The 12406-nt window shown below is 73.8% G+C and carries 6 protein-coding genes; all 6 read right to left on the bottom strand.

The window, feature by feature from the left end:
• Window positions 1-165: 165 nt before the first annotated feature.
• The 6 genes from JOD49_RS19475 to JOD49_RS20870 all read right to left on the bottom strand — a co-directional run bounded on the left by JOD49_RS19475 (window position 166) and on the right by JOD49_RS20870 (window position 12256).
• The gene (locus JOD49_RS19475) at window positions 166-1020 is read right to left on the bottom strand and encodes a carbonic anhydrase (protein WP_205308622.1); all 855 of its coding nucleotides are present in this window, start codon (window positions 1018-1020) and stop codon (window positions 166-168) included.
• A 287-nt stretch (window positions 1021-1307) separates the two neighbouring features.
• Window positions 1308-3464 (bottom strand): hypothetical protein, encoded by a 2157-nt coding sequence (locus JOD49_RS19470; RefSeq protein ID WP_205308621.1) that lies wholly within the window; start codon window positions 3462-3464, stop codon window positions 1308-1310.
• Entirely contained in the window at window positions 3461-4627 is a 1167-nt protein-coding gene (locus JOD49_RS20430; RefSeq protein ID WP_307822660.1) for a VWA domain-containing protein, read from the bottom strand. The genes JOD49_RS19470 and JOD49_RS20430 overlap by 4 nt, the downstream gene beginning before the upstream one ends.
• Window positions 4624-7335 carry a DUF5682 family protein gene (locus JOD49_RS19460; RefSeq protein ID WP_205308619.1) on the bottom strand — a complete coding sequence of 904 codons (2712 nt, stop codon included), beginning with the start codon at window positions 7333-7335 and terminating at the stop codon, window positions 4624-4626. Before JOD49_RS19460 ends, JOD49_RS20430 begins: the two co-directional genes overlap by 4 nt.
• The gene (locus JOD49_RS19455; RefSeq protein WP_205308618.1) at window positions 7326-8480 is read right to left on the bottom strand and encodes an ATP-binding protein; all 1155 of its coding nucleotides are present in this window, start codon (window positions 8478-8480) and stop codon (window positions 7326-7328) included. Before JOD49_RS19455 ends, JOD49_RS19460 begins: the two co-directional genes overlap by 10 nt.
• Window positions 8474-12256 carry a DUF4132 domain-containing protein gene (locus JOD49_RS20870; RefSeq protein ID WP_205308617.1) on the bottom strand — a complete coding sequence of 1261 codons (3783 nt, stop codon included), beginning with the start codon at window positions 12254-12256 and terminating at the stop codon, window positions 8474-8476. Before JOD49_RS20870 ends, JOD49_RS19455 begins: the two co-directional genes overlap by 7 nt.
• Window positions 12257-12406 lie beyond the last annotated feature (150 nt).

Here is a 12406-nt window from a genome sequence, read left to right as displayed (position 1 = left end):
CACGCCGTCACGTCACGGATATCGTCGGCAATTCCTGAACGACGGAACCAGAAATCCGGCCGCCGAATGAGAGCATTCTCATTTCCGCCTCTGGGACCGACGAAAGAAAAGCGTCCGGCCACCGACTCGACGTCGGCGACCGGACGCCTTTCCGGCAGTCAGGGATCAGTGCACGTCGACCTCGAACAGGCTCCTGCCGTTGAGCGGCTGTACCGGACGGCTGTTCTCCGGGTGCACCGCGGTGAAGGCGCCGAGCTGCGCCTTCGAGATCATCCGAGGACGCTCGTAGACGGTCCAGAGCACGCCTTCGCTGCACGGCGGCGTCGTGAGCGACCCGTCGTAGCGGATCAGGTCCGACCACGCGGGCACCAGGTGCGCCGGGTTGATCTGGACCGGCTGGGGCGCGACCGACGACGTCGCAGCGGCAGCCGCCGGGATCGCGTCGAAGTAGCCCGCGAGCGCCGCGTTCTCCCGGCCGAGCTCGAGCAGCACCCCGAGCACCGCGAGCTTGCCCTCGGCGCTCTGGTGCACCAGATGGAGCTCCATCGCAGCCGGCTCGCCGTCGATCGTGTGCTCGCTCGGGGTGTGCAGGTGGAACTGCCGGAGCTCGAAGCGGGTCCCGTCGACCGTGATGGCGTTGGAGCCGACCGTGGTCAGGTCGGCCTGGATCGTCTCCCCGGTGTCGCGGACCGTGAACGGGGCGCGCTCGTAGTCGAGCACGGGCGCCTTGACCTTGCGACTCTCCGTGAGGGAGCGCAGCGGGATGTCGACGGGCGACTGCTTGCTCGTGGGCGTCGACGCGCAGGTCGAGGCGATCTCGCCCCAGTGCTCGGGGCCGGTCGCCCCCTCGTAGGACCACCCTCCGCCGGGCGACGCGAGCTCGAGCACGCCCGTCGAGGTGCTCGCCGGGGCGACCGTGCTCGTGGGGGCGCTTGCCGGCGCCGCCCAGGCCGAGACGCCGCCCGTCAGGGCGAGCGCCGCGGCGGTCAGTGGAACGTAGAAAGCTGCGTACTTCGTCATACGGAACTCCGATCACAGGTATCGGTCACACATGGCAGAAGAATCGACGATGCCGAATCCTTCCGGCCGGATACGTCTTCCCCCGTCCGGCCCGCTGGACACTATGCGCACAATTCGTCGACCAATCAGGCACAAACAGAACATCGACAGTTCCGACACCTCATCTTCACATCGCCTGGGGCAACGAAGAATGCACTTCACAGCACCGAAAACTCCGTGACGAAAATGACCAGAACTCTGCGAGGTGCGGATTCACCACGCCCGCCCCTGCCCGTGCCCCTCCCGGGCTACGCGTCCGCGAGCCCCCGCGCCCGTCCGAGCACGAAGCGCGCCCGCAGGAGCATCGAGGTCGTCGCGTCGGTGCTCAGCGCCTCGATCGTGCGGCCGACGGTCACCATCCCGAGGTCGTGGGCGAGCCGTGCACGGTCCTCGAGCACGCTCTGCTGGTGCGCGGTGAGCCTGCGACGTCCGGTCGCCCCGAGCGAGTCCACGACCTCGAGCGCGGGCTCGCACACGCGTGCCACCGGGCCACGGGCCACCGGTTCGGCCACGTGCACCGTCGAGCCCCGGTGCAGCGCCGCGATCCGGGCCCTCAGTCGGCGCAGCGCCGTCCAGCTCACAGCGCGGAGCACGGGGGACATCGACGGCGCGAAGAGCTCGACGCTCCCCTGGCCCGTCCGCAGGAACACACCGACGGGTTCGTCCGCCCCTGTCGAGGCGTCGCGCTCGACGAGGACCGCGACCACCTGCTTGCGCGACGCCACGACCGACAGCAGCGCCTCCACGCTGCGCTCGTGCTCGACGCCCGTGCGCAGGACGTGCGTGACCCCGTCGGCGGCCGTGACGGGCCAGGTGACGTCTCGACGAACCTCGTCGACCCCGACGGCGCCGGTCTCCCGCACCATCACGAGACGGACGCTCCGCCTCGCCCGGCCGAACCCGACCGTTCCTGTCGTCGCGCCGCCCTCGAGGTGCTGCGCGATCGCCCGCAGCTCCCCGACGTCGAAGCCCCCTCGTGGCACGAGGCTCGTGCGCGAGGTCGTGCTGAGGGAGCCGTCAGGTCGCGTCTCCGCCCCCGCGAGCTCGAACGGCCCGCTGCAGACCGAGGCGACCGACACCTTCCAGAGCAGCGGCAGGTCGACGTCGCGGCGGAAGGTCGGGTCCGCACCCGAGGGCCTCGCGACCGTCGCGGTCCGCAGTTCCCGGTGGCGCGTGTCCCAGGCCGTGAGCGTCAGTCCGCGGGCGCCGCTGGGCGCCCGCCACCACCGCACGCCGAGCGGCACGAGGCGGCCCGGGAGCTCGTCGCCGGGTTCCGCGTCGGTGGTCCGGCGCACCGGTGCCCCCAGGAGGTCGGGAAGCGCCGCGACGGGCGCGTCCCTCAGCGCCGCCGCGAGCGCCCACGCCTCGGCGAGGACTCCGAGCGCATCGGCCTCGCTCACGTCGTCGTCGCGGGACGCGAGGCCGTCGACGAGACCGGCCGCGACGAGCAGGAGGCGGTGGAGCAGGACGAGGCCGGTGAGCCGTGCGCGGGCGGCAGCTCCGCGCAGCGTGTCGGCGGCGTCGGCACCGAGGTGGGACAGTCCGGCGTCGACCACGTGCCCGACGACGGCGCTCGCCTCCTCGATCCCCGCACGCTGAGCAGTGGTCAGCTCGCCCGAGCGTTCGGCCTCGATCTCACGCGGCCACGGCCACGACCTGCCCTCGCGGGCGAAGACCCGGACGACGGCCTCGAGCCGGGCCGCGGCCTGGTCCCCGGCAGAGCGTGCTCCGGCGACGACCATGCCCGCGAACCCCGCGGGGGCCACGAAGACGACCTGGGTCGGGACGCCCGCGCCGTCCGCCCACGTGATCGTGAGCCGCGCACCGTCGGCCGCGACCTCGCACGCGGTGGGCACCCCCGGGCCGTCCTGCGCGAGCGCCGCGAGCAGCGCCGCCGGGAGCCGTTCGACGACCCGGCGCAGCGCGGGCCTGCCCGCGGCCCGGTTCACGCCGACGGGGTCGAGCGCGAGGAGGTCGGCCAGGGAGTCCTGGGTGCCCGCGCGGTCGGCGCTGGGGGCCCGGCCCCCGCCGCCACCGGCGTCGACGCTGGTCGGCGCCGGCTCGACGGGCTCGCGCGCACCGACGGGCTCGCACAGGACCGCGTCCGTCGACTCCCCCGACGTCCCACCGGTCACCTGCTCGCGGGCCCACAGGCACGCCGCGACCACGTGCTGGCACACGCCCGCCGTCGGGCACGAGCACGACGCGGCCACCGGGCCCTTGGGCCCGAGCCGCACCTCCGCGCTCCCGCACGCGACCACGACCTCGACCGCGGACTGCGACGTGAGCGACACGTTCCCCGCCGCGAGGTCCTTGCCCGCACGCCGCAGCAGGCCCGCGTTGGCGAGCGCGACGAGCGCGGCGTCGTCGTACCCCGCGAAGACCGCGAGCCAGTCCGGCGTCATACGAGCACCTCCCCGAGCCACTCGGCGAACCGGTCGGGGGTGAGGGCGGCGACGTGCATGCCGCACTCGGCGAGGCGGCGGGCCGTCCCGTGGTCGTAGACGGGCTCGGCCGCCTCGTCGAGCGCCGCGAGCCCCAGCATCCGGACGCCGGACTCCGCGAGCCGCCGCACGCCCGCGAGGAGCTGGGTGACCGAGCCACCCTCCTCGAAGTCGCTCACGAGCACCACGACCGTGCGGCTCGGGTTCGTGACCTGCTGCTCGGCGTAGCGCACCGCCTTGGCGATGTCGGTGCCACCGCCCAGCTGCGCCGTCAGCAGGACCGCGACCGGGTCGTGCGCGAGGTGCGAGAGGTCGACCACGTTGGTGTCGAAGACTGCGAGCCGGACCGTGATCCCCGGCAGCGCCGACATGATCCCCGCGCACACCGCGCTGTAGAGCAACGAGGCCGCCATCGAGCCCGACTGGTCGACGAGCAGCACGACCTCCCAGGTGAGCGTGCGCCGCGCCCTGGACACGAACCGCACGTCCCCCACGATCAGCCGCCCGGACTCCGGGTCGTAGCGCGAGAGGTTGGCCGCCAGCGTGCGCTTGCCGTCGAAGTTCTGGCTGACCTTGTGCATCGAGCGTCGGGACCTGTCCTTGCGCCCGGTGAGCGCGGTCGCGAACTGCGGCCGAAGCCGTCGCACGATGTCCTCCACGACGCGCGCGATGACCGTGCGGAGCCCGGCGGCGGCACGCTCGTCGAGGCGTCCGCGCACCTGCAGCAGCGCGGTCGCGAGCTCACGGCTGGGTTCGAGCGCCTCGGCCGCCTCCGGGTCGGCGAGCAGGTCCGTGAGCTGGTACCGGCTCACGGCGTCGACCTGCATGCGCTCGAACGTCTCGCGCGGGAACAGCGTGCGGGCCTGGCCGAGCCAGTCGAGCGCCGTGAGCGCCGACGGATCGAGGCTCCCTCCGCCGCCACGCCCGCCAGGCCCCTTGCCCAGGCGATGCCCGCGCTCGACGTACTCGCGGTCGTAGAGGTACTGCAGCGCCCGCTCGACCCCCGCGTCCGACGGGTCCTGCGGGAGCTCCTGCGCGGCGTAGCGGCCGAGCACGAGCCGCCAGCGGCGCGCGGCCTCGAGCTCGTCGGCGGACGACGCCGGGAGTGCGGTCGGGACGGTCACGGCAGATTCTCCTGGTCGGGCAGGGTGGTGGTCAGGGTGGTGGTCGGGGTAGCGGTCGGCGTCGGCGTCGGACCGGTGCGCTGGGACGCACTGAAGGCCCACGCGCCGAGCCCGTCGCGCACGAGCATCGCGGTGAGCTCGCGTTCGAGCGCGAGCCCCGCGTGAAGGTCCTGCTCGGTCGCGGCCAGGTGCACGTCGATCCGCTCGGCCCGGGCGCCGGTACGCATCGCGACCTGCTGCGCGAGCCCGTGCGTCTCGGCGGGCTTGAGCCAGGTGAACGCGCGGCGCAGGTCCGGCAGCACGGCCAGGAACGCGTCCCCGTCGAGGCCACGGAGCCCGGCGTGGACGGCGTCGAAGAGCTCGGGGGTGTGCAGCAGGAGGTCCGGGGCGACGCGCAGCAGCCCGCCCAGGAAGCGGACCGCGGAGACCGGGTCCGCACCCGGGCTGAGCTGGGCACGCGCCTCGCCGACCAGGACGTCGTCGTCGAGGGAGTCGTCGGTCGCGGCGAGCGCCACGAGGGCACCTCGAACGCCGGGGGCCGTGCCGCGGTCCTCACGGAGCCGGGAGAGCTCGCGGAGCACGGGTTCGGCCCGACCCGTCGTGCGCGGGGCGGCCTCACCCGCCGGCGACGAGTCCCCGCGGGGGTGCGCGCCGCCGTCGGGCATCGGTGCGAGCGTGGCGCGGCTCGCCTCCCGCAGGAGGTCGCGCAGGGCCACGAGCGTCCCGACGGCGGCGGGTTCCGCGTCCGCGTCGACCGCGCCGAGGCCGGGCACGAGGTAGGCGACGGTCGCGAGGCCGTGGTCGAGCAGGTCCAGCAGGTCGTCCGCGTGGTCCTCCAGGCCCAGCTCGACGCGCGCGTCCCACAGGTCCACGAGGCGGTGCAGCCCGCCCACGACGGACTCGAGCGACGGGTCGACGTCGAGCGTCGAACGCAGGAGAGCGACCAGGCGGTCGAGGTGCTCCGAGAGCCCCGCCACGACGGCCTGGGCCACGAGGCGAGCGACGCCGAGCGCCGATCGTCCCGTCGTCGCGAGCTCGAGCTCGAGGCGGTGGAGGCGGTGCACCGCGACGGCGTCGAGGGTCGCGCCCACGTGCGACAGCTCGACCAGGGACGCCTCGACGAGGGGCGTCCAGGCATACTCCCACTCCTCGATCAGGAGCCCCAGGCCGCGCCCGGCGACGTGGTCGGGTCCCGAGACCTGGTGCGCGAACCCGCTCCCGACGAAGTCCATGAGCGACAGGAACGCCCGGCGCTCCCGGTGGCGGGGCGTGCGGCGGGCGTCGAGGCGCGTGCGACGCGGCGTCGAGTCGGTCACCACGAGCCGCAGCTCCTCGGCCCGTTCCCGCGCCCGCTGCACGAGCGGCGGCGAGGCGGTGCCCGGGGGCACCTCGCCGAGCGCGCGCCCGCCGAACACCTCGGCGACCGCCTGCCCGAGCGGGCGCCCGATGCCCACGTCGAGCCCGCCGTCGTCCTTGACGAAGCACGACGTGAGCGCGTCGAGGAGGTCCGTGCGTCCCGGCCACGGGCGCTCGCGCAGGTCCGCGAGCCGGGCCGCCTGCTCGGCCGCCGACGCGATCTCGGCCAGGCTCACCTGCGCCCCGCGCGCGGTGGCCGCCGCCGCGACGTCGACGAGCAGCGACGTACCCAGCGCGCGCGGCCCACCCGGTTCCCGGTGCGCTGCCCAGAGGCGCTCGTAGAAGCCCGGCGACGGCATGCCCGCGCCGTAGCCCCGCAGGCCGTCGAGCCGTTCGTGGTCGTAGCGGATGAGCCAGGCGTCGGCCGACGCGGGCGGGCCATAGCCGCCGGCCGGACGGCGGCTCACGACCGCCTCGCCCTCGGGCGCCCCGGTGAGGGCCTCGACGAGCGCGAGCGTGTGGAACGCACCCGTCACCACGACCACGGGCCCCTCGACCCGGGCCCGGTGCTCGGCGACACGGGCCGACATGAGGGCCTCGCGCGCGAGCGACCCGTCGGCGTCCAGCACCTCCTCCTCGTAGTCCAGACGCGCGAGCCCTGCCCAGGCGAACACGTCGTCGAAGAGCTCGCGCCAGTCCGCGAGCTGCTCGCTCGTGCGCGCCTCGAAGAGGTGGTCCCACACCTCGTCGTGGTCGCGGCACCCCAGTCGCTCGGCGATCGCGGTGATCGTCCGCGAGTGCGCGAGGTTGCGCTCGGACTGGAGCGTGCGGGCGAACGCGTCGCCGTCGGCGCCCTCCGGGGCGTCGCCGGCACCGCCGGGCGCGCCCTCGACGCTCTCGCCGTCGTCGGGCGGGCGCCGCCCGGACGCGTCGCCGGGCCGCTCGCCCGCCGCACGCGCGACCCACGACCGGTCGACGAACGCGACCTCGGCGCCCAGACGTGCCCCGGCGCGCAGCGCGACCCACTCGGGCGAGAACTCGGCGAGCGGGTAGAAGCCCGCGCCGCCGCCGTCGGTGCCCAGGCTCAGGACCGCGACGGGCGGGCGCGTGCGCGGGTCGAGCAGCGCGGGCAGGAGGCGCCCGTACTCCTCGGGTCCCTCGACGAGCACGACGGCGGGTCGCACCTCCTCGATGAGTGCCCCGACCGCGAGCGCGCACGCCGGGCTGTGGTGGCGCACGGGAGCGAGGTAGATCCCGTCACCACGCAACCGCTCGACCGCCGCAGCGGCCGCCCGCATGCGCGCGGGCGCCCGTCCCCACGCCACCCGTGCCGAGGTCTGCGCTACTGCCACAGGGACTCCGCCGCGGACAGGAAGGACTTCCAGCGCGGGTCACGGCGTGCCCGTTCGCGCACGACGTTGTCGACGTAGTGCCGCAGACGTCGGGCGTCCTCCTCGTCGCCCTTGGAGGCCACGCCCGCGAGCTGGCGCGCGACCTCGGCCGGGGTCACGGTGCCGTCGCCCAGGTAGCGGGCCTCGAGCGACGCGGCGACCGCGACGTTGACGGCCTCGGCCGTCGACATGACGGTCTCGGGGCGCTTGACGGGTGCTCCGTTGCTCGTGGCCCCGGTCCGCAGGTCCTGGAACGCCGTGACGAGCACGTCCAGGACGTCTCGCGCGAGCGGCGGGCGCTCGTTCGCCGGGCCCAGCTCGGCCGTGAGCTGTGCCTCGATGAGGTCGATCTCGAACTGGCGGTCCGTGAGGGGCTTGATGGTCTCGAAGTTGAACCGGCGCTTGAGGGCCGCCGACATCTCGTGGACTCCCCGGTCCTTGAGGTTCGCGGTCGCGAGCACGTTGAAACCCGGCCTGGCCGAGACCCTCGCCTCGCTGCCGAGCTCGGGGATCATGAGCTGCTTCTCGGAGAGGATCGAGACCAGGGTGTCCTGGATCTCGGGGGCACAGCGCGTGATCTCCTCGAACCGGACGACCTTGCCCGCGCTCATGGCCTGCTGGACCGCCGACGGTACGAGCGAGCGTTCGCTCGGCCCCTCGGCGATGAGCAGCGCGTAGTTCCACGAGTAGCGGATGTGGTCCTCGGTCGTGCCCGCAGTGCCCTGGACGGTGAGGTTCGACGTCCCGCTGACCGCCGCGGCGAGGAGCTCCGAGAGCATCGACTTCGCGGTGCCGGGCTCGCCGACGAGCATGAGTCCCTGACGGCCGAGCAGGGACACGACGGCACGGTCCACGAGGGGGTCGTCGCCGTAGAACTTCCGTCGCACCCCGAGCTCTGCGTCGCCCACGACGAAGGTGCGCACGGCCCGTGGACTGAGCCGCCACCCGGGGGGCAGCTCGGAGCCCTTGGCCCGGTCGGCCGCTTCGAGGACTGCGAGCTCGTCCGCGAAGCGCACCTCGGCGGGTGGGCGGATCTCCTGGGCAGGGGCACGGTCGAGGACCTGGGGTCCGTCGTCCTGCGTGGTCGCGCTCGCGACGGTCACCATGCGCTCTTCTTCTCCCACTCGGCGTCGAAGCTGCCACCGGCAGCGACGGTCAGGTAGTCGCGGTAGGACTCCGCGACCAGGACGGGCGGCAGGTCCGCGAGGCGGGCCTCCGCGCTCTGCCCGTACGCCCGGGTCGAGCGGCGGAACACGAGCTCGGTGATCGCCGCGGCGATGTTCTCCTCGGGCAGGAACGCGCCCGTGAACTCGATGACCGCCGTGATCCCGACGCTCGGGTACGCCTTCTCGTAGCCCGAGAACCAGCCGCCGTCCTCGGCCTGGCTGCGCGCGTAGCCGAGCTTGGTCGCACGCCCACGGACCGTGTAGCTGTCAGTGAGCCATCCCTTGCGGTCGCTGATCGAGGTCGCCTTGCCGTCCGTGACGGGCACCGTCACCTCGAGCTGGTCGAACAGGGGCGTGATCTCGTAGTCGGCCAGGTGCTCGCGCCAGCGGCTCGTCTCCTCGTCGCCCAGCAGCACACCGTGCGCGACCGAGACCGTCGCGCCCTCGGCGAGGGTCACGTCCTCGTCGTCGGCGTCGATGAGGGCTCCCCCGTCCCCGGGGCGGAACGCGCGCTGTCCCGGGCCGGGGTTCTCGAGCCACACCAGCCGGGCAGCGAGCCGGGACATGATCGGGTGTCCCGCCACGAACTCCAGCCAGTCGGCGACGGGCCACTCGCGGCCCGTGCACATGGCCTCGTAGAGGCGCTGGGTCTGGAGCGCGACGACAGCCTTGAGCTCCTTGCGGCTCGTCGAGAGCTGCGCCTTGGCGGCCTTGACCTGCTCCGGGTCGTCGTCCGCGCGGGGCGCGGGCAGCGCCTTGACGACCTTGCCCGCCTCGTTGGTGAGCTCGAGCGTGAACGTGGGCGAGATGCGCCCCGTGTACTCGCGCGACCCGAGGTCGAGGTGCAGGATCCCGTCGTCCTCGAAGCCCGCGGTCTGCACGGTGCGGTCGGCGAGCTCCTGCGCCGACCAGCCCCGGCGTTCGGCCAGGTCCTCGACGAGCTGTTGAGCGGTCGCCTGGACCGTGGCCTGGCGGTGACGGCGCGCCACGGACAGCAGGAGCTGGATCGACGCGGGGTCGCCGTTGGCCGCGAGCGCCCGGACGAGGGCCTCGATCTGCGCGCGGCGCGTGATGTGGGCCTTGAAGTACTGCTGGACCGAGCGCGTCAGGTCGACGCCCGGCATACCCACGGTGAGTGCGAGCAGCCCCTTGTCGGCGATGGCCGACCCGAGGTAGTTCGCCTGGTGCTCGCGGAACGCGTCCTGGTGGTGCTGGTCGACGGTCCGTGCGGCCTCGGCCTCGTAGTACTGGGGGTGCTGCTTGTACCAGTGCTGGTAGCGGTCGTACCGCTGCTGGGCCTCGCCGTCCGCGTAGGCCCTGCTCTCCTCGGCCGTGGGGCCCTGGGTGTCCTTGCCGATCCACGCGTCGAGCACGAACCGGCCGAGCGCCGCGCGGCTCTCGTCGTCGAGCAGCGACTCGTAGCGCGCGATCAGGCCCAGCCCGCTGGGGTCCTTGAGCTTGACCGCGAGGACGACCCACCACCGCACGACCTCGACGGGTACGGGGTCGCCGTCGGCGGCCCAGCGGAGCGCGGGCAGACCGTCGAGCGGGAACCACGCCATGCTCGCGGGCGCCTTGGCCTTGAGCCCCTTGGTCGCCTCGGCGAGCAACGCCGCCGGCGCGAGCTCGGGGGCGATGTCGTCGCCGAGTGCCTCGAGGGCCCCGAGGAGCGCGGCGCGGGCCACCTCGCGACGTTCCTTGGCGAGCGCGGTCCGCAGCGCCGGGACCGCGGCCGGGTCGCCGAGCCGCTGGAGCCAGACGGCGGCCGTGACGCGGATCTCCGCCTTGCCGTCGCGCAGGCCCTGCTCGGCGAGGTCGCGGGCACCGACGTGCGACTCGAGCACCTTCTGCGCCGCGACCCGGTGCGTCTTGCCCTCCCCGAGCGCGAGCTCGGCCAGTCGCGGGAGGTAGCGGTTCGGGATGACGGGGAACGCGCCGAGGATCGTGAGGGCGACCTCGAGCCGCTCCGAGCGACTGTACGCGTCGACCGTGCTCGACGGCCGCAGCCCCAGGATCGTGTCGAGCGAGCGCGGGTGCTCGGCGAAGTAGGGCCACAGGTGCTCGGGGGCGAACGTCCCGCGGGCGAACCAGGAGTCGAACACGAGCTCGGCGACGGCCGACTCGGAGTCCTGGACGCCCGCTCGCTCGACGCCGTCGGCCAGGACCCGGAGGTCGACCGCGATGTCCGTCGTCGCGTTGAGCTGGTACCAGGGATAGCGCTGCCTGCCGCCGCCGTGCGAGCGCGCGAAGCGGATGTCGTGCAGCATGGTCAGGCCGTCGAGCCGGCCCCGGATCGCGGGGGCCTGGAGCTCGAGGAGCACCTTGTGTGGGGGCACCTTGGTCAGGGCGCCCGAGAGATACTGCGCGACCTGCGCGAGGTGGTCGTCGGTGATGCCCGCGAGGTCCTTGACGGCTCCGCGGGCGTGCGACAGCCGCCAGCCCTGGGCCTCGGCCTTGGGCAGCGCCTCGAGCGTGGCGAGCTCGTCGCGGTTCGCGGCCAGCTTGCGGTCGACCGCGTCGCGGGCCGAGCGCACGAACGCGTCGCCGAGGACGACCTCGGGCAGGGGCGTGAACGGCGGGACGGCGAGGGGCTCGTCGACCACGACCGTCGCGACGTCGAGCGCGGTGGCGCGTTCGATCGCGTTCGACAGCAGCGTGCCGCGAGCGCCCTTGCCGTCGGCGGCGTGCGCGCGCCGCAGCGCGTCGATGCCACCCTCGACCCCCACGAGGTGGGTCACGATGCCGGCGAGCCGGCTCGCGGGCATCGTGGCGAGAAGGGGTTCGAGGAGCTCGACCTGGCGCTCGGCGGGCAGGGCCGCCAGGTTTCCGGCCGCCTCCTCGCGCACCGACTTGGCGTTGTCGGTCGCGAGCTGCGCGACGAGCCCGACGAACGCGTCCAGCGCAGCGGTCCGGGTTCGCAGGAACTGCAGGAGCTCGACCTTGCCGGTCGCGCGCAGCAGGGGTGCGACCACGGCCACGGCACCCGTGTGGGCGACCAGGTACTCCTCGACACCGGGCTGCGTGGTGAACACCGCGAGCGGGTCGCCGTAGTAGTCCGCGGTGACCGGGCGGTCGAAGATCCCGGCCACGACTGCCACGGGGATGCTCTCCTCGGCCATGCCGCCGTCGCGCAGGATCGCGGTCAGGAGCTCGGGCGTCCACTGGCTGCGGACGCCCGGCTTGCCGTTCTTGCCCTGGGTGCGCCGGTCGCCGCACGTCTTGGCGACGTCGGTCAGGAGGGCCGCGAACCAGGCGGGAAGCCTGTCCGAGGCACGCGAGACGTCGGGCGAGACCGCCGCGAGCAGGCGGCCCATCCGGACGAGCGCGTCGACGCCCACGGACTCGGTGAGCGTGTAGAGGTTGCTGCGGGCCGTGGCGCCCTTGGAGACGTTCCAGCCGGGCACGCGCTCCTTGATCGCCTTGTCCTCGGCCTGCGTCGTGTAGGTCCAGACGCCCAGCGTCGCGGGCCGGTTGAGCAGGCGGTCCGCGGCGTCGTCGGTGCGCTGCGACAGCTCGGTCACGAGCTCCGGTCCGTCGCCCGTGTGGACGTAGGCGACCGCGCGGGCTCCGAGGCCTTCGGTGTCCGCGTCCAGGATCTTCAGTCCGTCGACCAGTCGAGCCGAGGGCTCGGCGCGTCGCCGCCCCTCCGTCCTACCACCACCCTCGACCGCACCGTCGTGGTCTCCCTGGAGCCAACCCTTGATCTTGTCGAGCACGCGTCCCACCGTCTCCTCCGGGCCGCCGGACCACGTCCGGAGGCCGCCGCGCTCCGTCGGCACGGCGTCGTCGGTCACAGTAGGAGACGCCACCGACACGCGTCGATGCTGTCAGTGGAGAACGAGCGGGTGATTCGCCGTGCGGCGCAC

The organism is Oerskovia jenensis (assembly GCF_016907235.1).
GTDB classification, from domain to species: domain Bacteria; phylum Actinomycetota; class Actinomycetes; order Actinomycetales; family Cellulomonadaceae; genus Oerskovia; species Oerskovia jenensis.
This window is presented reverse-complemented; position numbering and strand designations above follow the sequence as displayed.